Annotated in this window: 21 protein-coding genes and 1 riboswitch; of the genes, 3 read left to right on the top strand and 18 right to left on the bottom strand. The window is 47.6% G+C overall.

Annotated elements, in window-relative coordinates:
* Positions 1-18 precede the first annotated feature (18 nt).
* Entirely contained in the window at positions 19-1554 is a 1536-nt protein-coding gene (locus G344_RS0102765) for a Y-family DNA polymerase (protein WP_028254866.1), read from the bottom strand.
* A 28-nt stretch (positions 1555-1582) separates the two neighbouring features.
* Positions 1583-1825 carry a hypothetical protein gene (locus G344_RS0102760; RefSeq protein WP_028254865.1) on the bottom strand — a complete coding sequence of 81 codons (243 nt, stop codon included), beginning with the start codon at positions 1823-1825 and terminating at the stop codon, positions 1583-1585.
* 346 nt (positions 1826-2171) lie between these two features.
* On the opposite strand from G344_RS0102760, the gene G344_RS0102755 reads away from it, so the two are divergent.
* Positions 2172-3065 carry a selenium metabolism-associated LysR family transcriptional regulator gene (locus G344_RS0102755; protein WP_028254864.1) on the top strand — a complete coding sequence of 298 codons (894 nt, stop codon included), beginning with the start codon at positions 2172-2174 and terminating at the stop codon, positions 3063-3065.
* A gap of 157 nt (positions 3066-3222) precedes the next feature.
* Here the strand turns inward: G344_RS0102755 and G344_RS11630 are convergent, their stop codons facing one another.
* From G344_RS11630 to G344_RS0102745, 3 genes are all read right to left on the bottom strand, one after another.
* Entirely contained in the window at positions 3223-4203 is a 981-nt protein-coding gene (locus G344_RS11630; protein WP_051245688.1) for a hypothetical protein, read from the bottom strand.
* Positions 4154-4795: a hypothetical protein gene (locus G344_RS11785; RefSeq protein ID WP_051245686.1), complete on the bottom strand. Its 642-nt coding sequence runs from the start codon at positions 4793-4795 to the stop codon at positions 4154-4156. Before G344_RS11785 ends, G344_RS11630 begins: the two co-directional genes overlap by 50 nt.
* Positions 4796-5202: 407 nt before the next feature.
* Positions 5203-5874 (bottom strand): Crp/Fnr family transcriptional regulator, encoded by a 672-nt coding sequence (locus G344_RS0102745; RefSeq protein ID WP_051245684.1) that lies wholly within the window; start codon positions 5872-5874, stop codon positions 5203-5205.
* Positions 5875-6169: 295 nt separating this feature from the next.
* Here G344_RS0102745 and G344_RS0102740 point away from each other — a divergent pair, with 295 nt between their 5' ends.
* Complete coding sequence (locus G344_RS0102740) at positions 6170-7459, top strand: MFS transporter (protein ID WP_028254862.1); 1290 nt, start codon at positions 6170-6172, stop codon at positions 7457-7459.
* 266 nt (positions 7460-7725) lie between these two features.
* Here G344_RS0102740 and budA read toward each other — a convergent pair whose 3' ends face one another.
* Entirely contained in the window at positions 7726-8451 is a 726-nt protein-coding gene (gene budA, locus G344_RS0102735) for an acetolactate decarboxylase (RefSeq protein WP_028254861.1), read from the bottom strand.
* An 81-nt stretch (positions 8452-8532) separates the two neighbouring features.
* Positions 8533-9318, bottom strand: coding sequence for an enoyl-CoA hydratase/isomerase family protein (locus G344_RS0102730; protein ID WP_028254860.1), 786 nt, complete (start codon positions 9316-9318; stop codon positions 8533-8535).
* A gap of 307 nt (positions 9319-9625) precedes the next feature.
* Between G344_RS0102730 and G344_RS0102725 the strand changes: the two genes are divergently transcribed.
* Positions 9626-10471 carry an MBL fold metallo-hydrolase gene (locus tag G344_RS0102725; RefSeq protein WP_028254859.1) on the top strand — a complete coding sequence of 282 codons (846 nt, stop codon included), beginning with the start codon at positions 9626-9628 and terminating at the stop codon, positions 10469-10471.
* Positions 10472-11116: 645 nt separating this feature from the next.
* Here G344_RS0102725 and G344_RS0102715 read toward each other — a convergent pair.
* The 11 genes from G344_RS0102715 to G344_RS0102665 form a co-directional block, all read right to left on the bottom strand.
* Positions 11117-11920, bottom strand: a complete 804-nt coding sequence (locus tag G344_RS0102715) for an ABC transporter ATP-binding protein (protein WP_051245682.1) — start codon at positions 11918-11920, stop codon at positions 11117-11119.
* Positions 11921-11956: 36 nt separating this feature from the next.
* Complete coding sequence (locus tag G344_RS0102710) at positions 11957-12799, bottom strand: ABC transporter ATP-binding protein (protein ID WP_051245680.1); 843 nt, start codon at positions 12797-12799, stop codon at positions 11957-11959.
* 47 nt (positions 12800-12846) lie between these two features.
* Positions 12847-14355 carry an ABC transporter substrate-binding protein gene (locus G344_RS0102705; protein ID WP_420864496.1) on the bottom strand — a complete coding sequence of 503 codons (1509 nt, stop codon included), beginning with the start codon at positions 14353-14355 and terminating at the stop codon, positions 12847-12849.
* A 149-nt stretch (positions 14356-14504) separates the two neighbouring features.
* On the bottom strand, positions 14505-15323 hold the full coding sequence (gene nikC, locus G344_RS0102700) for a nickel transporter permease (RefSeq protein ID WP_028254854.1): 819 nt from the start codon (positions 15321-15323) through the stop codon (positions 14505-14507).
* Positions 15323-16264: a nickel ABC transporter permease gene (gene nikB, locus G344_RS0102695; protein WP_028254853.1), complete on the bottom strand. Its 942-nt coding sequence runs from the start codon at positions 16262-16264 to the stop codon at positions 15323-15325. Before nikB ends, nikC begins: the two co-directional genes overlap by 1 nt.
* A gap of 85 nt (positions 16265-16349) precedes the next feature.
* On the bottom strand, positions 16350-17669 hold the full coding sequence (locus G344_RS0102690; RefSeq protein WP_028254852.1) for an MATE family efflux transporter: 1320 nt from the start codon (positions 17667-17669) through the stop codon (positions 16350-16352).
* Entirely contained in the window at positions 17666-17863 is a 198-nt protein-coding gene (locus G344_RS0102685; protein WP_028254851.1) for a hypothetical protein, read from the bottom strand. The genes G344_RS0102690 and G344_RS0102685 overlap by 4 nt, the downstream gene beginning before the upstream one ends.
* 412 nt (positions 17864-18275) lie before the next feature.
* Positions 18276-18456: riboswitch (cobalamin riboswitch) on the bottom strand.
* A 615-nt stretch (positions 18457-19071) separates the two neighbouring features.
* Complete coding sequence (gene leuB / locus G344_RS0102680; protein WP_028254850.1) at positions 19072-20145, bottom strand: 3-isopropylmalate dehydrogenase; 1074 nt, start codon at positions 20143-20145, stop codon at positions 19072-19074.
* 486 nt (positions 20146-20631) lie between these two features.
* Complete coding sequence (locus G344_RS0102675; protein ID WP_028254849.1) at positions 20632-21123, bottom strand: 3-isopropylmalate dehydratase small subunit; 492 nt, start codon at positions 21121-21123, stop codon at positions 20632-20634.
* Positions 21124-22386: a 3-isopropylmalate dehydratase large subunit gene (gene leuC / locus G344_RS0102670; RefSeq protein ID WP_028254848.1), complete on the bottom strand. Its 1263-nt coding sequence runs from the start codon at positions 22384-22386 to the stop codon at positions 21124-21126. It lies immediately after the preceding gene.
* 3 nt (positions 22387-22389) lie between these two features.
* A complete protein-coding gene (locus G344_RS0102665; RefSeq protein ID WP_083963048.1) occupies positions 22390-24006 on the bottom strand; it encodes a 2-isopropylmalate synthase in 1617 nt (538 codons plus the stop codon).
* Between the last annotated feature and the right edge of the window lie 166 nt (positions 24007-24172).

Genomic DNA, 24172 nt, shown 5'->3' with positions numbered 1-24172 from the left:
GCCACGACATGGTATCGACTATGCGCGATGACCACCGATTTGACGATGTCGATCGCGACCGGTGGCTTCCTCTTGCAGACTTACGCCTTTAATGATACCGTCCTTACCGAAACGGCGCCGAATGGTAAGCACTGCCTGCTGCAATTTCGCACGCTTTTCCATCGTGCGTTCCGCCGTACCGGTCGTAGTCATTTCCATCCCAGCCTCACTAAAATCCCACAGGCTCTGTCCTTTGTTCTCGCTTGCCTTTCTCTTTCCGTGATCCGTATCGCCTTCATTGGCACCGACCGTAATCCGCCGCACCCATAACCCCGGCGTTACAATGCGTTCAAAGACTGCACACGCCGCATCGGCCAAACAGGTGCTGTCGTTGGTAGGCATCAAGAATTGGTGCGTGCCTCTCACCGACGCCGGTTTGCATCGTCCGTAGCTATCCGTTTTCCACGGTCCCGTATAACCGATACGCGCTGCCGCTTGCTCACTGTTACTCACATCGTAACCGACATGAAGCACCAAGGTATGAGCATACATCCTCTGTTCCGCCAAATCCAACGCCAGCTCGTCCGCCATTTCGCGCACCACCGTAGCCGCCTCCGCCGTACTGTACGGGCGATGAAGTACCTGCCCCGACACCTTGCTATGCCCCTTCGGGCGATACGATTTAATATCTGCCATCGTGCAACTTTCACGCCCCCAAGCATGATCCATGAGAAGCTCCGCTTGCACACCGAACAGCTTGTAAAGCAGCCATGGATTATACCACTGACTCGCCTTGCCGATAGAGCAACGCGCAATGTCTCCCATGGTGTGAATGCCTACCCCGGACAGGGCACGGGCGTAGCCCTTACCAACGCGCCAAAAATCCGTTAACGGCGTATGATTCCACAAGAGCCGCCGATAGCTCATTTCATCCAAGGTAGCAATGCGCAGTCCTTCACTGTCCGCCGGTAAATGCTTAGCCACAATATCCATGGCAATTTTAGCCAAATATAAATTGGTACCAATGCCGGCCGTAGCCGTAATGCCCACTTCTTTCTCAATCGTGCGAAGCAAGCGCGCCACCAATTGACGCGCCGTCACACCATAGAGTTTGCAATACGCCGTAGCATCGATAAACACTTCGTCAATGGAATACACATGAATATCCTCCGGCGCAATGTAACGCAAGTAAATGCGATAAATAGCTTCACTATAGGTAATGTACAGCGCCATGCGCGGCACTGCGCGAATAAAGTCCAACGACAACCGAGGATTTCGGGCCAGCACCTCTACTTGGCAGGACGCACCTACAAAGGATTGCCGTCGCAAGCATAACCGCCGCTTCGTGTTAATCTGCTGCACCGCCTGTTCCACCTCGAACAAGCGCGGTCGTCCCGGAATCCCGTACGCCTTCAGTGACGGCGACACGGCAAGACAAATCGTCTTTGATGTGCGCGCTTCATCGGCAACCACCAAATGCGTCGAAAGCGGTGACAATCCACGCTCTCGACACTCCACGGATGCATAAAATGATTTTAAATCAATGGCTACATACACACGGCTCTCCTCGCTCATCGTCCTTGCCCCTTTCTTTATATCGAACTTATATATGTATTATAGCAAATATTTGTTCCGTGTAAATATAAGATACCACCCCGCCAACAAAAAAAGGAGCGCCAATCCTATGCGTTCCCGCCCCATCGACGGCTACCGCCTTAGCCCATGTGGATCCGATATCGACACCGATACCTGCCACCTGTACGAAAGGCGATGCTGCGGATGTCGACGAAACCCTCGTGACCTCTGTGCGATTCGCGTCTTGCTGTACCGTTACTGCGTCCTGCATATCTGCTTCTCTCCTTACCCTTGTGCTATAACTACTGTTTTGTTCTATGAATTGCTTTCACGTACTAATTATCCTGTACGCTAATGATTTTGCGCATTACTTATCTTACGCGTTAATTGCCTTCACGCATTAATTGTCTTACGCGCTAATTATCTTGCGCATTACTTATCTTACCTGCTAATTATCTTTGTATATCTACTTGATAACTATCGCCAGTGTACCATGAGAGGCATGCCTTGACCAATAGACTTTGCTGATAAGTACAACCTTTTATTTAAAAATCCAATAGACCATGCTATGATACATATAACTATGTATTAAAAAATCTGCTAAAGGAGTCTTTCTCATGGAGTTAAAACAACTGGAGTCCTTCGTTGCCGTTGTAAAATACGGCAGTTTTACCAAAGCTGCGGAAGCGCTTTTTATTTCACAGCCCTCTATCAGCAGTCACCTGCGCGCCTTGGAAACCAGTCTGGACACGACGCTACTCATTCGTACTACGAAAAGCTTGCGCGTAACACCGCGCGGCTACGAACTGTACGATTGGGCCTGCCAGCTTCTTCGCGACCGCGACCATCTCATGGCGCGATGGCAACAGGCCGACGCCAAAGAGATTCACATCGAAGCTTCCACCATTCCGTCCACCTACTTTCTGCCTCGCATCCTTCCCGAATTTTGTCGGCGCTATCCGCACATTCCTTTCACCATTCGCCAAAGCGTAAGCCATGAAGTGATCGAGCATTTGCGTCACGGTGATAACCAGGTGGGCTTTACGGGACTTCATATTCCCGATGAAGCCCTGGCCTATACGCCGGTTATGACGGATACATTAGTACTGATTACCCCGCCGAGCGAAGCTTTTCGTCACCTGCCGAAGACGGTGGACACCGCGGTTTCTCTTTTAGCAAAAAACTATATCATCCTGCGCAGCAAAGGCAGCGGTAGCCTTGATGTAGCCAACACCGTTCTTGATGCACTGCCCTTGGACCGCAATCAGTTAAAGCTCACCGCTCACATCAGCGATCCGGAGGCCATCAAGAATCTTGTCGTCAACGGCCTCGGCGTGTCCATTATTTCCGAAACCGCCGTCGATTATTATCGCGATCAAGGTCGCCTGTTGACCTTTCCCTTGCCGGACGAAGTGGCTACCCGCTATTTATACTTGGTCTATCGCAAGCATGACACCTTGTCCAGCTATGTGCGGGCCTTCATCGAATACGTCAACGAAATTTCATTATAAGAAAGACGCGCAGCCTCGGCTTGCGCGTCTTTCTGTATATACATTGCCTACTGACGTTCCTACGTCCCATCAATAGTTTTTAACTCTATTTTCTATTTTGTCCTATAACTCTATTTTGTTGCTCCCTATTTATCCAATGTATATTCCATCGCATCCATTATATGAATTTGCCCGCCAAGGCTTCCAGCTCTTCTTGATGATCGCCGATCCATGCTTCATACGGAAGCTTAGCATCCTGCAACAGCTTTGCCAAGGCTACGAAAAATTCGGGAATGTCCGTAGCGGCCATCACGCCCAGCTGCTTGCCGAAGCGCTCACGACCATGCTCTTCGCTGCCGCCTACAAACATAGTAAAACCGGGTACCGGCTTTTTATCCACTAACTTCACTGCGCCGTGGAAACCGATGTGACCTACCTGATGCGTGCCGCATGAGGAAGGGCAACCGGAAATATGAATCTTCGGCAAGTATTCATGAGACAGGCCTTCTTCGCGCAACCGGCGAATGCACGTAGCCAACAATCCTTGCGAATCCTGGAAGCCGATTTGACACACCGTCGATCCGATGCAGGATACGGACGCTTCGAAACGCGTGCGGGCACCGTCTTCCGTCATAGCGGCCACGGTCTTAGCTTCCTCCGCAGTCAAATTAACAATATACAGACCCTCTTCACCGGTCAAGCGAATTTCCGTGCCCTCACTATTTGAAAGATAGTGAAGCAGTTCTAAGAATACCTCCCGCGGAATCGTGCCCCCTACGGGATGGTAGCTTACGTAATAAAGCCCGGCTTGCTTCTGCGCGCCGATGCGCGGATGCGTAAGCACCGCCGCATCATGGGAGGCAGCCTGTACGTTTGCGTCGGACGCTACTGCGATACCCCGCTTTGGCTCTACGGGCAACGTAAACGCTAAGTTCTCTTCTGCCTGTACCCGTGCCAAGAATTCTTTATAGCGTGCAACAAAGGCCTCTTCGCCTAAGCGAGCCAAAATAAATCGCGTCCGTCCCTTCGTATGACTGGTGCGGTCCCCTTCTTCGGAAGACATGAGCAGCATTGCTTTCATATAATACAATATGTCTTCCGGTGCCACATCACGACCCACACAAACACCTTGCGCCGATGCCGCCGGCCGCATATACATCAAAGCGTCCTTCCGGCTTTGCCAAGAAACCGATGTCCTTAAACCGTCCGTGACTGGCCGTTTCATAATCACCGACAAAGGCGGTCTTAAATTTATTCGGCAAATCAATATATAGAATTTGCGACAAAATATATTCGGACATAATCGCCACATACGGTGCCACCACGAATTGCTCTGCCGGATGAACACCGCTTAATGCCGGCCCGGTAATATTGTGAATATAATTTCCGCCGCAGCCTCGCGAATAAATTCCCTTCGCATGACATTCCTTAAAAAGTGCTACGATGCGTTTACCGTCAAGCTTGTGAAACTGTAGTGACTGCCCCGTAGTGCAGTGAATAACGGGCAATTCGTATCGCTCGATTACATCGGCGATGAACCCCAAATGCTCATGACGAATTCGGCCGCCCGGTAACCGCATGCGGAACATGCCCGATCCGGCGCCTCGTTCCGCAAAACTGCCGAAGCCACCGGAGTATCCCTTGTAATCTCGAATGGATACTTCCTTTTTATAAAAGCGATCCGTCGTCTCCGCGAAGGATTCGATGTCCCGCAATAAATCCGCCTTAACTTGTTCCGTCAGAAAAGACATAATATATACCTCCATGTATGTAATTCAGCTGCATGCATACAGTTTCGCCGAGATCCTTCGCATAGCATGGCGCCACAAAAAAATCGGCAATCCCGTAGGAGTACCGATTTTTTCCTGTATATTTCAGGTTTTCTTCCATGCGTCTTCCTTTATTTTTAGCGGCGCATATACCGTCTGCTACAGCCTACCGTGATTAGGAAGTATTGTAACATGTATAATCGTAAAGGACTACGCAAATTCTATACAAATTGTAGATATTAAGTATCCGTTGCGGTAATCGCCGTTCCCATTCGCTATGGTAACCATCTTTCCCATTCGCTGTGATAACCGCCTTACGCATCCGCAGCAGTATCCGCTTACGTATCCATTGCGGTTATCAGCTTACGTATTCATTACAGTGATTCCCGTTATATCGCATCTACCAACAACCGGAAGTGATTCTTTTCATATTCGATCAAACCGTCATCCCGCATGCGACTCAGTTCACGGGTCAATGCGCTGCGATCGGCACAAAGATACTCACCGAGTCCGACCCGTCCCAGCGGCACATCGAATTCATTACTACCATGCGCCCGTGCTATCAAGGAAAAGTAGGTGAGCAGCTTTTCCCGCAAGGTGCGCTTCGATACGATGTCCAGCTTTTGCATAAGCCGCACATTTTTATCGGCAATCGACGTTAAGATATTCCCCATCAGCTGTACTTGACTGCGATCCATGTCCGGCGTCAATTGCATAACCGCTTGGAACGGAATATTCAGTGCCACCACATCGCGGGCTGCCAAAAAGTTGACCACCGATGCTTGCGAGGTACCGCACGCAAAGGTTTCGCCGAATAAATCGCCGCGATTCATAAATACCAAAATCGTCCGGTTCCCCCACACGTCCTCGCTTTCCATGTGTACTACCCCTTCCAGTACAATACTAACGCAGCGCACCGGTTCCTCGGACAAGGCAATGTAGCTGCCCTTTTTATAGCGCTTCACATACATGCCCAGCGATGTATATAATCGATTGAATTCCTCTTCCTTGATATTCTTAAATAGCCGTAACTCCTTTACCTCATTGTAATGTGTTTTCATTCGTATCCTCACTTGATTATTAACTCTCTTCCCAACTCCAATATCTCGTGTTTTGGCGGCGATAGCCTAACGGTATTCGTATATTCTTCGCCGACAACGTTTAATTTCTGCTTATATTATAACAAGTTTTTTCAGTAAATACATACTATTTTCATGATATTTTCACCGTTCGTGATTTTCATCACATACAGCCTGTGGCTTTTCTCCTATACTCCATGGTAGCAACATCGTATCGTTCCCTTTTGTTCGGATTTGCGGGAGCGACCAATATATTACGTAAAGGGGTAATAACACTATGAGCGAATTTCAAGGATTATCGGCGACCTCATCGCGCCGCGAAATCTTGCAGCATTGGCAACCGGAAAACGAAGCCTTCTGGAATACGTACGGCAAAAAAATTGCCAATCAAAACTTAATTGTTTCCACCATTGCCTTAACGTTGTCCTTCTGTGTTTGGACATTGTGGTCAACGGTGGCGGTCAAGCTGAATGCCATCGGCTTTCACTTTACTAACGAAGAGCTGTTTACCTTGACGGCCATTCCCGGCCTTATCGGTGCCACCGGTCGTCTTATCTACACATATATGCCGGGCATCTTCGGCGGCAAGAACTGGACCTTCTTTGCCACGGCCATCATGCTGGTACCGCTCTTTGGCTTAGCACAGGCTATGCAGGATCCTACCACATCCTATGAAACCTTCTTGATTTACGTAGCGCTCCTCGGTATTGCCGGTGCCAACTTCTCCTCGTCCATGTCCAACATCGGCCATTTCTTCCCGCGGTCGCGTCGCGGTACGGCATTGGGCATTAACGCCGGCATCGGTAACCTCGGCGTATCGGTGATCTTCCTGTTAGCCCCGGTTGTCATTGCCATGGATATTTTCGTCCCCATCTTCGGCGGACCGCAAACCTTGTCCGACGGCGGCAAGATTTTCTTGCAAAATGCCTGCTATGTAGGTATCGTTCAAATCATCGCCGTCCTCTTCTTCATTGCCAAGTACATGGACAATCTACCGATTCCCAAGCAGAGTCCGAAAGCATTGCTATCCATGTTCACTAATAAACACACTTGGATTATGACATGGATTTACACCTGCGGCTTCGGTTCCTTCATCGTGTCCTTCGCCTACGCGGCGTTCCTCGGACCTTTCATCGGTGCCGGCATTCGCCCCTTCGGCGGTTGGTTGTCCGATAAAATCAACAACGGATCGTTGATTACGCTGTTGTCCTTAATCGGTATTTTTGTCGCTGCCATTGCCGTTCTCTTCGGTATAGAGCAGCATAACTTCCCTCTTTTCTTCGGTGCCTTCTTGGTACTCTTCCTCATGACCGGCTTTGAAACGGGCGCATCGTTCCGCATGATTCCGTACATCTTCGCCGATACCGTACAGTCCTCGTTGGTAACGGGCTTTACCGCAGCCATCGGTGCTTACGGTGCCTTCTTCGTACCGAAAATTTTCGGCTGGTCCTATGCGTCTACCGGTAGCGTAAGTGCTGCCTTCTATATCTTGATTGCTTTCACGGCGGCAACCATTGTAATTACCTACTGGTTCTACGCACGCAAGAATTCCGGTATTCGATGCTAATCTCCCTGCGCCTTGCAGACGAAACAAGCTCGCAGAATTCTTTGAGAAGCGGTCAAGACTGTCACCATCTCCGGCAGTCCCGGCCGTAGCATCATACCGTTTCTATATATAACCTAAAACCTAAAACCTAAACTTACTAAGCAAAAAGGCGATGCCCTCGGTTCGTATCGAGAGCATCGCCTTTTGCAATTTACCTCGGCAATTTACCTTTGCGATTTACTTTTGCGTTTTGCTTCTGCAATTTACTTTTATGGTTTACTTTTGCTTTAGCCTTCTACGTGGCGAATAGCACTGTCGCCGTCTTCATGATTGAGATAGGCCTGCGCAAAATCCTGTCGCTCCGGCAAGCGGATACCGAACCCTTGGTACACTTCATACTCCACAGTTCCTTCCGCCAATGTGCAATCCAGCACATGACCGCCGGTCTGTTTGGCTTCATCCATAAAGTGAATGTGCAAGCCTGCCACGGTAATCCCTTGGTATGCTTCCGGTGCCCAAAAGCCGATCACCGTACCGCGAATAGAAGACTCGGAAAATTCTTTCTGCCCCGCAAAAAGCTCAACCAAAGACGGATACGGCTTATCTGCCTTGGGTGCCAAGCGCAGCTTCATATCCGTAAAGGTCCCCGTCACGCGAAGGGCAATAAAATAATTTTCAGAACCTACACGGCGAAGCACTTCTTCCATTAACGCATGCTTATCCAACTTCGCCGCCGTAAAGCTATCGTCTGCCGCGAACGGCGCCACCTGTGCAAAGGGCACGCGTTCGTTTGTATCCATGCGACTAAACGGCGAGCCAATGCGTCCGATGTACGATGTGCTGTCATCCATAATCATTTCACCGTCCATGCAGTCACCGCAGCCTAGGCCAATCGTGCCTTCCGCTTCGATGAGGTGTACGGGAAATCCCCCTTCATATACTCGTCCCAATAGGGCATTCATCGTCGAAAATTGTGTAATTTGTTTCTGACACGACTGTTCTTTCTGTGCCATTTCTATCTCTCCTCTCGCACTCACAACTGCGGTACCTATTGTACACCAAAATAGTAGGAACGCAAAGAGGGGAGATGTATCTTACTTATCATCAATAGTATCGTCCGTAAACCGAGGTGACCGTTTTTCCTTAAACGCGGCTACCCCTTCCGCATAGGCATCACCGCCCAAGCGCCGTGCCTGTACTCTGGCTTCTCGCGCCAATACTTCTTCCAAGGTCGTATTCTCTGCCAACATATGCTTCATCGCGCGAATGGCTCCCGGTGATCCGGCAGCGATGCGTGTGGCCAACGCTTCCGTTTCACTGACCAATGTGTCGCTATCATAGAGGAAGGTAACCATACCCAATGCCAAGGCTTCCTCCGCTTTCACCGGTCGTGCCGTATACATCAACTCCTTAGCGCGCTGCTTACCTACGACGCGGGGCAAGAAATACAGTCCTCCGCAATCGGGAATGAGGCCTACATTGACAAAGGATTGAATGAACTTGGCACTGTCCACGGCGCATACCATGTCACAAGCCAGCATGATATTCACACCGGCACCGGCCGTAACACCGTTGACCATGGCAATAACCGGCTTGTCCGCCCGATTGATGCGCAGTGCCATTTCGCCTACACGAGCAATAAACGTCTGCCGTTCGCTTTCCTCCGTCAGCGTTTCCATATACGCTAAATCACCGCCGGCGCAAAACGCCCGTCCCGCACCGGTTAAGATGATAACCCGCACCGCCTCATCGTCGAGCAGTTTCGTCAGCCCTGCATGAAAGCCTTCCACCAATTCACCGTTCATCGCATTCAACGATTCCGGCCGATTCAATATTACATATCCAATATGTCCCGTTACCTTCGTTTCTACTGCTGCCATAGTGCACCTCCTGAAAGTACGCTGCATCACCCATTTACTATATCACTTATTTTCTATGAATGACCCGGAGTGATTCGTGTCATCCATTGCGCTATATATGTATTATACTATAGGTGGAAAGAAAAACGGGATGCTTTGACTTTTATCTAGCGAAAGCTTTTATGCTAACTGTAGCAATCTGTACATCCAACGTCCGTCATAATGTATTCTTACCTAATCATATAACTACTATGTAATATAACATTCTCTATCGATATTACTTAATGTAGATTTACAACAACTTTATCCTTAAAAGGAGTATATACCTATGAAAATAATCCCCCTTGTTGATGATATGTGCCATCATATCCCATGCAACCCGTTAAGAAAAGCTCATGGACTCAGCCTACTAATACAGCATAATAACAAAACACTTCTCTTTGATACTGGTCCCTCCGATGCTATTCTACATAACTCACGTAAGTTACATATAAATCTTCATACCATTGATCACATTATTATTTCTCACCCCCATTATGACCATATCGGTGGTTTACCTTACGTTCTTACCCAAAACGATTCCGCGCCAATACACCTATCACCGTATTGTTTTCAATCCTGCTACTACAAGCTGGGGCCATTCTCCTTTCCTATCAGCCACCCCACATTATTAGACAACCTATATACTGACTACAGATCACAGTTTCATTTTATTTCAACAACACAGGCTATTGATACAGACACCATTCTTCTTACTAATATTTTTGGAAAGGACGCTTCATTTAAAATAAAGAATAACGGAAAATGGCAATTTGACACGTTTAATTATGAAGTAAGCCTCCTCATCAGAGATGGAGCTTATATCTATCTCATTACCGGATGCTCACACGCAGGCATCTCCACTATTTTAGAAAAAGCCATAGAATACACTGCTGACAACTATGGTCCTCTTCCATTTATTGTCATTGGCGGTCTACACCTCATTCAGTTTCCTAAATACAATCTAGGCTTCTTGCGTCAAAATGAAATAGACTATCTTGTTACACAAACTCGCCGTGGTGTTATCTCTCACCTATACGTAAATCATTGTACCAGTCAAAGAGCTTATAAAAAGTTAAAACAAAAACTGGGAAATGCCGTCACATACCTTTGCGCCGGTCAGTGGGCACCTTGACTTTTATACCTATACCATTTACAATGTAGATACGAAAAGATGTAAAAATGAGTGCTCTCGAACATCGAGCATCAAAAAACCCCTTCTCAGCGGCAATCTGAGAAGGGGTTTTCCCATTCTTATTTAACGATGTATGGATGCATCGAGGCTGTACCATCACGGGCTATCTTTCCAACCATTTGCAAACATAATAGGCCACAATGCTTGCCATAAGAGATACGATAAAAGATGTAAAAATCTCGAACACTAAGCACCACCTCCATTCTCGTCGAGAATAGGGCCTTGCCCGCGACATCAACTATTATACTCTCTTTTTCATCATAGCCCAAACTCCCCTATTTCCCCCTACCTCTATGGCGTACTCAATTATTATTTACTCGTCACCTTTACACACAACGAAGAGCCCGCCGTATCTTTTCCGAAGAACGCCTTAGCCACGCACTCCCCTCTCCCGGTTTCGCCCTCCTCTAACCGGTCTTTTATCTAATTCTATATATAAAAAGACTACCCCTCCATCATCAGACTTTTGATTCGATGATGGAGGGGTAGTTCGTTTTTCTAACACAGATATGCTCTTTTTCTCCTCAATATATTTTTGTAGTAAATGCTTATATGCATCGTTAAAAGGTAGAAGGAACTTAGCGTCTAAATTTCATAGACAGATTGAATGAGTCTACGAGTATACGGATTGTCGGACTGAACCAATGTATCGGCAGCTAGATAATCAACGAGCTTTCCCTTGTGCATGACAGCCACTTTATGACAAATGCACCGCACAAAAGCAATATCATGAGCAACAAAAATATATGTATAACCATGTTCTTTCTGAAGCTTTACCAGCAAACGCGCAATGGCATCCTGTACCGATACATCCAGAGCTGATGTAGCTTCATCAAAGATGATAATATCCGGATGAGCTACCAAGGCTCTTGCGATAGCAATGCGCTGTCGTTGACCACCACTGAGTTCATGAGGATATCGATAGGCAATATCCTTCGACAGTTCCACCATGTCCAGATAGGTAGCGGCTACCTCTACGGAATCACGCCCTTTCAACAATCCTTGATTATATAAGGGCTCACATAAACTATCTGCTACCTTCATACGAGGATTAAAGGCGGATGTAGAATCTTGGAATACCATCTGAATATGCTGATGGTATTCCAACTGTTGTGATTTATTACGACAATCAATTGCATGACCTTGAAAGTAAATCGTTCCCGATGAAGCCGGTATAAGCTGCATCAACATCTTCATCAACGTAGTTTTACCCGAACCGGATTCACCAACGATACCAAGGGATTGCCCTTCATCGACTGTGAGTGATATCGAATCGCAAGCCTTTACTATACTGCCTCCGGGCAAAGCAAATGATTTACACAGCCCTTCCACTCGCAACAGAGGCGTGGCTGCCGCTATTGCGTCCGAATCTATCACATTCCTGTCCATACTCCTATTCACTCCTTTCCATTCATAGGGGGTCTATCAAATATAGCGCTTACCGTACAGGGAAGGTACAACAGCTAACAACGTCTTAGTATACTCTGACTTAGGCTCCGTTACTATGACATCCTTCCTATCATAATCAACTACTCGGCCTTCTTTCATAACCATGATTTTATCAGCCATATGCACTGCTACGCCCATATTATGGGTAACGATAATAATTGCCGTACCCTTGTCCTTTGCCAATCGCAACAGTTCCTCCACGATTTGTGCTTGTGTCGTCGTATCTAATGCCGAAGTAGGTTCATCCGCTAAGAGCAGCTTTGGTGTTACCGTCATGGCCATAGCAATCCCCAGTCGTTGACGTTGCCCTCCGCTAAGTTCAAAAGGATATCGATGTAATACATCCGACGGTAACGCTACGCGCGCTAACAATGTACGCGCCTCTTCTTCGGCGGCTTCTTTATCTTTGCCTGTAAGCCGAGATATATGTTCCACCATTTGCTTCCCAATGCGCATAATCTGATCCAACGCATTGCCCGAGTCTTGAAAGATCATCGAAATACTACGCCCTCGATAACGACGCCATTCTTCATTCGTCAACGCCGTAATATCTGTTCCATCAAACGTAATCGTACCCTTGGCAATCTGACCATCACCGGATATACATCCCAGTAACGCACGAATAATAGATGTTTTACCCGAACCGGATTCGCCTACAATAGCCAACACCTCACCGGGACTAATAGTAAAGGATATACCACGAATAGCTGCTGCACCTTTACCATATGTAATATCCATATCTTCGACACTAAGCAGTACCTGTTTCCCCAACGCTTCTCGTGTTCCCTTATCATTAATCACTGTAGTATCCACTTTCATCACTTCTATCTCCGTCCCACTTCTCTATATATCCTTTCAATATCTCATTATTTACGGTAGGCAATATCGCTGGTAATCCAATAATAATCGGATGGAAACATTTCTACATTATCCAAGTATCCCGCATTGACAATGTTTGTCTTCGGATATCCCAGGAAAAGAGCCGCACTATCATCAAGCAAAATTTGCTGCAATTCAATAGCTAACCGACGGCGCTTAGTCGGATCAAACGACGCTGCCATTTCAGCCAATTTAGCGTCATAGGTGGGGTTACTGTAACCGGAACCATTCTGTGGATTGCTACCGTTTATATTCGTACCCCAATACCATTTAAGAAACATCTGTGGGTCGCCGGTGTTAGCCGTAACAATATTGGAAATAAGCAAATCATAGTCCCCATCAATACCTATCTTATCAATCAGATTATAATCTACGGTTTTAATGGAAATATCCATTCCCACCTTACGCGCATCAGCCTGTACCCCTTCTGCAAAAATAGGCAGCTCTGCCCGGCTGTTATAAATAACAAAATCTGCATGAAGCGGTTTTCCATCCTTATCTAAGATGCCGTCCCCATCAGTATCCTTCCAGCCTGCTTCAGCCAACAGTTGCTTTGCTCGTTCCGGATTATAGCTGTTAGGATCTGTTAACTCATTGAAGCCAAAGTCAAGCGATGGCGGAATCGGAGCTTTCCCCGGGCTAAACGTTCCCTTTAATAATACATCTGCATAACTCTTGCGATCCGTTGCACTGATCAGTGCTGCACGTACATTAGGATCTTTAAAGATACCCCGTTGATTAAGTCTGGCTACCACTACACGCAACGAATCAATTTCATGTACTTTATATGCCGAATTTTCTTTAAACATCGGCAATTCACCGGGTCCGATATTCACTGCCATATCTACCTCACCGGATTGCAAGGCCATGGCTCGCGTATTCGGATCATCAATGGATGGAATTTCTATCGTCTTAAAAGGTACCTTACCTTGCCAATAATTCGGGTTTGCCTCTACTACGGCCTTATCGCGGCTGAAAGATACCACCCTATAAGGACCTGTTGCAATCGGGCCCTCTTTGGCAAAATTACGACCGTCCTTTTCTGCCTGTACATCAACGATGAGGAACAGAGGATCCGCTAACAAACCGGGCATATTGGGCACCGGTGTCGTCGTATGAATCGTCAATGTCTGTCCATCGGCCTGTATAGTATCATACGTAAAAAATGTGTTAGCACGATTACTTTTGGCAAATACCCGTTCAATAGAAGCTTTCACCGCTTCTGCCGTTACCGGCTTGCCATTCGAAAATGTAGCTTTCTCATCAATAATAAATGTCCAAGTCATATGATCTTTGCTGACCGACCATTCCTTAGCCAACCAAGGTACAGGCTTCATTTCTTTGTCGAACTTTGCTAATGCTTCACCGATACCATAACGCATAACTACCCAAGCAAAATAATTCTCCGTTGGCTCGAGAGTATCCGCAAAGTTGGTCACCCCTACCTTCAATACATCCGGGTTACCACTCCTGCTACCACCGCAGCCGGCTAACATGCCTACACAAGCAAGAGCGGCTAAGCCTCCTACCACCCAACGGCGTAATGTCTTTTTCTTGCCTATCATTCTATGCATACCATATTTCATCATATATACTACCTCCTACTCACTACCTCTATGTACCAAATGCCTACCTACAATCCTTATTATGTTTGCTTCGGATCTAATATATCCCGCAAGCTATCGCTCCATAAATTAAAAACAGTGACTACCAACAAAATAGCTACCCCCGGAAATACCATTAACCACGGTGCCATCTGCAAATATTGGCGACCCTCGTTGAGCATACGTCCCCACTCCGGTGTCGGCGGCTGTGCGCCGAACCCCAGAAAAGAAAGTCCGGCCACTTCGAGTATCATCGTTCCTAAGTCCATACCGGCCGTAACAAATACCAAAGGCAATGTATTGGGCAAGATATGTCGACGCATAATGACGAACGGACTGGCACCACTGAGCCGTGCCGCGGTGACATAATCCTCGCCGCGCACTTTCAATACCAAGCTACGGACAATCCGAGCATATTTAGCCCAGCCTACCAAGGTAAGTGCTAAAATAGCATTTCCTATGCTACCACCCATAACCCCGGCAATGGCAATGGCCAAGATAATTCCCGGAAAAGAAATCATAATATCACAAAGCCGCATCAACACCATTTCTACCTTACCGCCGTAAAATCCGGCTACCACACCGACCAGTGTTCCCGTCATAGCCATCAAACTAACAATGGAAAAGGACATTCCCAACGACAACTGCATACCATGTATAATACGAGCAAATACATCTCTCCCTAATTTGTCCGTACCAAACCAATGATCCGCACTGGGGGCCTGTAGAGCACGTCCCAAATCGGACGTGTATATATCGGTTGACATACATAACGGTCCGATGAGAGCAATTAAAATCATCACGCCCAACAAAACAGAATATGTTATAAAATATCGTTTCTTTTCATTCATTATTTTCATTAGCTATGTCCTCCCTTACGCAAACGTGGATCCAGCAAAGAGTAGGACACATCAATCAGCATATTAATACTCATATAGGCTAATGCCGCCCAAAGAACAAATCCTTGTAATAAGGGATAGTCACGCATAGTAATCGCCTGTACCGCCATCTTACCAAGGCCGGGCCATGCGAATACCATTTCGACAACGGCAACACCGCCAAGGAGCCAACCAAAACTGAGCCCTAAAATGGTGATCAAAGGCAAACACGCATTGGGAAATATATGACGCCATAAAATAGCTCGTTCTGTCATCCCTCGTGCACGGGCACCAATAACATACTCCTTGTTCATTTCCTCCAACACAACTAAGCGTACCTGCCGCATATATTTGGATGCTAACGTAAACGCCATAGTAATAGCCGGTAACATGACATTAGCAAGTGACACCGTTGCCGTCGCAATGGGTGCCATCCCCAATTTATAACCAAAAACATATAACAATACGAGACCCAACCAAAAGGTAGGCATAGAAATCCCTATAAACGACACCGCTCGCAATATATAATCAAGCCAACGATTGCAATACACCGCAGCCATTACCCCTGCGGGGATTGCTATGAGCAGCATCAACACAATACTTGTTGTAGCCAATAGCAATGTTCCCGGAAACGCTTCTGCCATCTTATCGACTACCGGTTTTTTGGCCGAATACGACATTCCCAAATCACCGGTAAGCGCATGACCAAGCCATGATCCGTATTGCACAAGAAACGGTCGATCCAACCCCAATTCATGGCGCGTCTGCTCTACTACGTCTTGCGAAATAATCGTATCGCCTGTTTCTAATAACATCGCTACCGGGTCCCCCGGAGCCATATAAGTCAGCGAAAACGTAATAAATGTTACTCCCAATAATGTAATTAACAACTGTACTAGTCGTTTTCCTATCCTAACTACCATGTGTTCTATCAACCTTCCTCCATTCCTCGTGTTCAAAACCAACCTTACCATATAATTAGCCGCTCCGATCATACTCCCCATCCCGTTAAGGTAAGATATGTATATAACGCAAAAAGATAACCAACAATACAGACTCTAAGAAATATGTCCCTACATATGTAATCCACAGCCCTGTATTTCCCCAGTATTTTGTCAACTGCCAGTCACCCATAAAAAAGACTATAACAGCGATTAACATCATATTGCGCACCCATGCCGTCTCTCCGCAACCCGTATACATACCATACAGTACCAGCCCCACAGCCGCACAAACAGGATACACTTGCAGTACCCAACGATAATCCATGGCCACCATTTTCACTGCCACTACATTGGTCATCGCTTCAATCAATACCTGTCCCCCCGATACCAATAGTAGCTCCCACATCATTACCATCACTCCGGCACACCCCAGACCAATACGGATAGTATCTTTCCATAATCCTAGGTGACCTTCTCCTTTAGCTCGACCGCTAAAAACGCTAACACCATTAGCAATGCCATCAAAAAAATAGGCCATAATAAAAATGATTTCCAGCAATACCGCATTAGCTGCCAGTATGGTTGTCCCCATAGCGCTTCCCGTAGTAGCAAAAAGATTATTAATCGTTAACAAACACACCGTACGAATCATGAGATCGCCATTGACCTTCATAATTTGTAACAATGCCTTGCCATGAAACACCCGGCGTATAATAACTGCCGACCGTGCCAATCGCTCTTTTACACAGGCTAATATAAAGAGGCCTACCACGAATCCGTATATCTGTGCTAATAACGTGCCCCATGCAACTCCGGCCACACCCCATCCACCATAGAACACGAAGACAAAAGATAAGATCATATTGAGCACATTCATAGATATTTGCATCCATAAGGTAAGACGTACTAACATCTGTCCCATCAGCCAGCCCAGTATGACATAATTTCCCAATACAAAGGGAGCGCCCCAGATTAAAACATCACAATACTGTTTTAGAAAAAAGAATACGCGTCCTTCTGCCTTCATAAATGTTGCATAGGTAGGGAAAAGAACCGTGTATATGAGAATGCAAAAGATACTGATTCCGGCTGCTAACAAAGCCGGGCGGTAGAGAGCTAAACTGACTGCCTCGCGATCACCTTTGCCCAAGGCTTGCGCCGAAAACCCCGTCGTAGCTACACGTAAAAAACCAAACAGCCAATACATACTGTTAAATAAAATGACGCCCAAAGCGACGGCCGCAATATAAGCCGCATCGGATAAATGTCCCATAATAGCGGTATTGACTGCCCCCAATAGCGGCTGCGTTGCCGTAGAAATCATGAAGGGAACTGTCAATACTAAGAACTCTTTATAGGAAAGATACTTAATCGCCTTCGTCATACCTTCACCTTGTATATCTGCAAGCCGCGCGCCTGTAAAGAACGGAGCTTACCACCAAACACCCGCCGCCAGCCTCGTTCTTTACGTCTTCGATACTGACTAACATATGGCTTATACGCCTCTCTCTCGTACACTGCCCTCAGCTTTCCTTGATACGTACGTCTCACTGTACGCCATACAAAATCCCTACTCATTGAAATCTCGCTCCTTTCCACTTTCTTCTACAGTCCCAATGTAACAGTACGGATTATCGCCACTCGCCAGTTACTCAATGTAACGCAATACGACATACGCCCTCTTTCAACAGGATTACGCATATAAACGAAAAAACGGCCGCCCTATCCGAGCGACCGCTTTTATATGCGCCTTTTTCTATACATAACGCAGCTATATACCATTAATAGCCAATACTAATACACTGTATCTATTTACAAAAACGTCACAGAGCGCATTGCTTCAATGGTGCGGCAGCTTCTTTGCTGATTTCTTAGCTTCTTTGCTTACATCATATGACACAATACTGACTGTGACGGCTGTTATTTCTTATATATTACTGTATATCATCATTATGTACAATCGCCATCCCCATCGCTCGTAGGTACTTCATCGGTGATTATTCATTAGGCAGTTCTCCTGGCTTGCTGTCATCGCTGATTACGCCTTCCCACAACAATTCCTGTTGCAGTGACATCATTGTAACTTCGCTCTTGCTTACAGTGGCGGGACCGCTTCGGCTTATACCGAATTCCCTATTAAGTCGTAAGACACCTAATGTCTTCTACACGTATTCGTATGTCATATTCATAATACGTTATGTAATAAAACACTGTCAATCAAAAGATGATTATATCGACTTTTATAATTATAAAAAATAGTTATATGTCAAATGGTTTGCACCTATATTATTTACTATATTAGTGCCACCCGCTAACCGATCTTTATCTAATAACACAAAACAGCCTGACCTATTTCTGCAGAACGCCTTAGCCACGCAGGGCGCCCTCCCCTCTCCCGGATTATCGCCGCCTTTACCTCTATGGCGTATTCAATTATTATTTACTCGTCACCTTTACACACAACTAAAGCCCGTCGTATCTTTTCCGAAGAACGCCTTAGCCACGTAGGGCTCCCTCCCCTTTTCTTAGATTATCACTGCCTCTACCTCTATGGCGTATTCAATTATTATTTACTCGTCACCTTTACACACAACTAAAGCCCGTCGTATCTTTTCCGAAGAACGCCTTAGCCACGCAGGGCTTTTCCCCCACTCCCAGTTTCGCCACCCTCTAACCGGTCTTTATCCAATAACACAAAACAGCCTGACCTATTTCTGCAGAACGCCTTAGCCACGCAGGGCTTCAAAGGAATAGGTCAGGCTGTTTTCTATTGTCGCTATAGCCGGTTAGAGGCGGGCGATAACCGCATCTCGCATGCCCACCGTCCCCACTTTTTTCATACCGTCTTTATAAATCTCGCCGGTGCGATAGCCATCGTTTAACGTCTGTTCTACCGCCTTTTCGATAGCATCGGCTACCGCCGGTAATCCCAAGGAATGACGACACATCATCGCTGCCGACAGAATCGTCCCCAACGGATTGGCAATGCCTTGTCCCGCAATATCCGGTGCCGATCCGTGAATCGGTTCGTACAATGCGGTGCCTTCTCCCATGGAAGCCGACGGCAACAAACCGATGGAGCCGGAAATAACGGCCCCTTCATCACTTAAAATATCGCCGAATAAATTCGAGGTGACAATGACATCGAATTGTCCGGGATTGACCACCAGCTGCATCGCCGTATTGTCTACATACAAATAATCCATCGCAATCTCCGGATGCGCCTTTGCTTTTTCTTCCGCAATGCGTCGCCATAAGCGAGACGCTGCCAACACATTGGCTTTATCTACGCTGGCGATTTTGCCGCGCCGCTTCTTCGCCGTTTCCACCGCCACATCCATAATGCGTTCGATTTCATAGCGGTGATACGTTTCCTTATCCCACGCTACTTCGTCCGGCCCTTCACCGGTAGCTTCCTGGCGTTCACCAAAATAAATACCGCCGGTTAACTCGCGAACAATAACGAAATCCACATCCGCTACCAAGTCCGCTTTTAACGGAGAATACTCCTCTAAGGCCTTATAAATTTTTACAGGCCGCAAATTACAAAAGAGACCTAACGCTTTACGCAATCCCAAGATAGCTTGCTCCGGTCGCAAATGCGGTGCTACCGCATCCCACTTCGGTCCACCTACGGCACCTAACAAAACGGCATCTGCCTTGCGGCAGGCTTCTATGGTATCCTGCGGCAACGGTTCGCCGTATGCATCAATGGCTGCGCCGCCGGCTTTCTTTTCAATCCAATGTGCCGTCACACCGGCTTTTTGAAAGGCTGCCTCCGTAACGGCTCTGGCAGCGGCCGTTATTTCTTCACCGATCCCATCGCCGGCAATGATGACTATCTCTTTTTCATTACTCATCGTCGTCCCTCTTTCTTTTGCCTCATCTCTCTCATAGGCTATCTATCACTCGGCTGCGCCCCCTGCTTTCCATGACAGGACGCTATGCCTACTCTATTAGCTGTCTTTGTACACACATATACCCGCAGCTATTTATGAAAGCTGCAGCACCTATGTGAACTGCTACCCTACTACCTTGCTACTATACTATCGCGCATCTGTAATACACCTGTAGGCAACACATTCATGCCACCCTATCGCATGGTACCATCCTACATTGCTACCTATATCTACAATCTTCGCGGCGTTTGCCGTATGGTTGGTTACCGGCTTTCGCCAATGGTGACGGTACATGCCGTCACACTGTAACATATACATTTTGGTTTTGGTTTATTAGTTTTGTTGTATAGGCGGATGAACAAACAATGTCCATCCTTGGGTTTTGGTTTATAGGTTTATTTGATTTACCACCGAAAACGCCTCGAAGAATGCGACCAAATATAATTGTTAATCGTCTTGCTGCTTAGCAAAATTAACAAGCCCGCCGGCTTTGGCAATGGCCTGAATAAAAGGCGGCAATGCCGTTCCCTGATATTCTTCGCCGGTCGTCAAATTATATACAATCCCTTGTCCCATATCTACGCCAATTTCATGATCCGCCTTGATATGTTCCACGGCTTCGCCGATTTCAATCACCGGCAACCCGATGTTGATGGCATTGCGGAAAAAGATGCGCGCAAAGCTGTCCGCTACGATGCAGCTGATGCCGCTGGCTTTAATCACCGCCGGTGCATGCTCGCGCGAGGAGCCGCAACCGAAATTTTTACCGGCAACCATAATCTGCCCTTCCTTTACATTAGCCGCAAAGGTGGTATCAATATCTTCCATGGCATGTGTCGCCAATTCTTTCATATCCGCAATCGCCAAATAGCGTGCCGGAATAATTACGTCTGTATCTACATTGTCGCCGTAGCGCCAAATCGTTCCTTTACAATCCATTTACTGTACCTCCTCGGGACCGGCTAAGCGTCCCATCACTGCACTGGCTGCCGCAACATAGGGACTTGCCAAATATACTTCGCTGTCTACGTGACCCATGCGTCCGCGGAAATTGCGATTCGTCGTCGATACCGTGCGTTCACCGGCAGCCATGATTCCCATGTAACCGCCCAAGCACGGTCCGCAGGTCGGCGTGGATACGGCGCAACCTGCTTTGATGAACGTATCAATCAAGCCTGCTTTCATCGCTTCGTCATACACGGTTTGACTGCCGGGCACTACAATGCAGCGCACAAAGTCGGCTACCTTACGCCCCTTCAAAATAGATGCCGCTGCCTGTAAATCCTCAAAACGACCGTTCGTACAAGAGCCGATGACCACTTGGTCAATCGCGATAGGCTCCTTCACATCCGTAATGTAATGCGTATTGGACGGTAAATGAGGGAATGCCACTACCGGCTGCAGCTTGCTTACATCAATGTGAACCTCTTCGCAGTACTCTGCATCGGGATCGGCCGTAATCGGCGTGAAATCCCGTTTCACTCGTCCCGTTACATACGCCTTAGTGATTTCATCGTACGGGAAGACGCCGCATTTACCACCGGCTTCGATGGCCATGTTGCAAATGGTCAAGCGATCCGTCATAGACATGTATTGAAGCGCCGTCCCATGATACTCGATGGCTTTATAGCGCGCACCGTCAACACCGATGCGACCGATAAGCTCCAGTACGATATCTTTACCGGTAATCCATTTGCCCGGCTTACCGTCCAGCACCACCTTAATCGTTTCCGGCACCTTGAACCATGTCTTGCCCCGTGCCATAGCAACACCGGCATCGGTGGAGCCCACGCCGGTAGCGAAGGCTCCCAACGCACCGTACGTACAGGTATGCGAGTCTGCGCCGATGATCATATCCCCCGGGGCTACCAATCCTTCTTCCGGTAACAGCACATGCTCAATCCCCATGCGACCTACTTCAAAGTAATGCGTAATCCCTTCAGCCCGTACAAAGTCACGCATGATCTTGGACTGCTCTGCGGACTTAATATCTTTATTCGGCGTGAAGTGGTCCGGCACCAAGTAAATGCGTTCCTTATCGAACACGGGTTTCCCGATTTTCTTAAATTCTTTCAGCGCCGGCGGAAAGGTGATGTCATTCATCAGAATCGCATCCACCTTGCACTCCACGATCTGTCCCGCTTTCACTTCGGCCACCCCTGCATGGCGGGCCATATTTTTTTCCGTTATTGTCATTCCCATAATCTATGCCTCCTCCGCATTGGTCGTAATAGCCTTTGCGAAATATATACTGTTAATTGCGTTCACATATGCGTTAACGCTGGATGTAATAATATCTGTGTGAATGGCCCGGCCGTGATACAGCTTGCCTTCGTATTCTACCTTGAGCATAACCTCGCCCAACGCATCCTTGCCGGACGTAACGGCGCGCACTTGAAAATCCTTCAAGCTGATCGGTTTGCCAAGGGCTCGTTCCGCTGCTTTCAGCGATGCATCAACGGCACCGTCACCGACGGCAGCATCTTCGCGAATGCCTTCCGGTGTCTTCAGCCGCACATCGGCATAGGCATAGCCTTGTTCGTCGGAATGGTAATGATGATGCACCACCTCTACCGCCTTTTCGTGATCGATCATGTCCATCACCAAGGCGATAATATCTTCATCGAAAATTTGCTTTTTCCGGTCCGCCAAGGATTTAAACTTAGCGAACAAATCCGGAATCTTGCTGTCATCCACGGTAAAGCCCAGGCGCACCAGATGATCGACAAAGGCATGCTTGCCGGAATGCTTACCGAGAACAATGGCACTCTTTTCGGCACCTACACTTTCCGGCGTCATAATTTCATAGGTCGTCGGATTGCTCAGCACACCGTGCTGATGAATTCCCGATTCGTGGGCAAACGCATTGGCACCGACAATCGCTTTGTTAGGCGGCACCACCATGCCGGTAAGGCGACTGACCAAATGGCTGACACGGGTAAACTGTTTCGTATCAATGTCTACATCAACGCCGTAAATATCGCGGCGCGTTTTCAATGCCATCACCACTTCTTCGATACCGACGTTACCGGCCCGTTCGCCAAGACCGTTCACCGTGCATTCCACCTGACGGGCACCGGCTTCGATGGCTGCCAAGGTGTTTGCGTTGGCCATGCCCAGGTCATCATGACAATGCACACTGATGATGGCCTTTTCAATGCCTCGCACATGTTCTTTCAAGTAGCGGATCTTTCCGGCAAATTCCATGGGCGTCATATAGCCTACCGTGTCCGGCACATTCAATATGGTTGCGCCCCCTTCGATGGCTACGGAAAAAACTTCGCTTAAATAGTCCATATCGGTGCGCGATGCATCTTCGGCGGAAAACTCGATTTCATCGAATTTATCGGCTGCAAATGCCAAGCAGTCCTTTACCGTTTCGATAACTTCTTCTCTCGTCTTTTTCAATTTATATTCCAAATGAATATCGCTGGTAGCGATGAATACGTGCAGGCGGCTGTGTTCGGCTCCGGCCAAGGCTTCTGCCGTTTTTTCAATGTCGGCCTTGTTGGCTCTGGCCAACCCGGCAATGGTGCAGCCCTTTACCGTATTGGCAATGGCGGCTACCGCTTCGAAGTCCCCCGGCGAAGCAGCCGGGAAACCGGCTTCGATAACATCTACGCCCATGCGCGCCAAGCTTTGCGCAATTTCGATTTTTTCCGGCGTCTGCAAGGATACGCCCGGGCTCTGTTCGCCGTCGCGAAGCGTGGTATCGAAGAAATACACCTTATCTTTGCTCGTTTCATTCTGTGTCATATGGCCGGTAGTCCGGCTCACCACACCAACCGTTACATCGTCTTTCACTGCTACCTTGTCTTTCATAATGGTCTCTCCTTTTTAACAAAAAAACGCCCCCGGATCCGCGCACTCGTCACGGTTCCAGGGGCGTCATAGCAATCTCTTCTCTCTCAAATCATTAGGGACATGGCCTCTACCCATACGCATGAACACCGGCCGCCTTGCCACCGATTGTTACCGATTACCTGCT

Source organism: Veillonella magna DSM 19857 (assembly GCF_000428745.1).
Taxonomy (GTDB): domain Bacteria; phylum Bacillota; class Negativicutes; order Veillonellales; family Veillonellaceae; genus Veillonella_A; species Veillonella_A magna.
The sequence above is the reverse complement of the archived record's forward strand: the minus strand, read 5'-3'. Positions and strand labels throughout refer to the sequence as shown.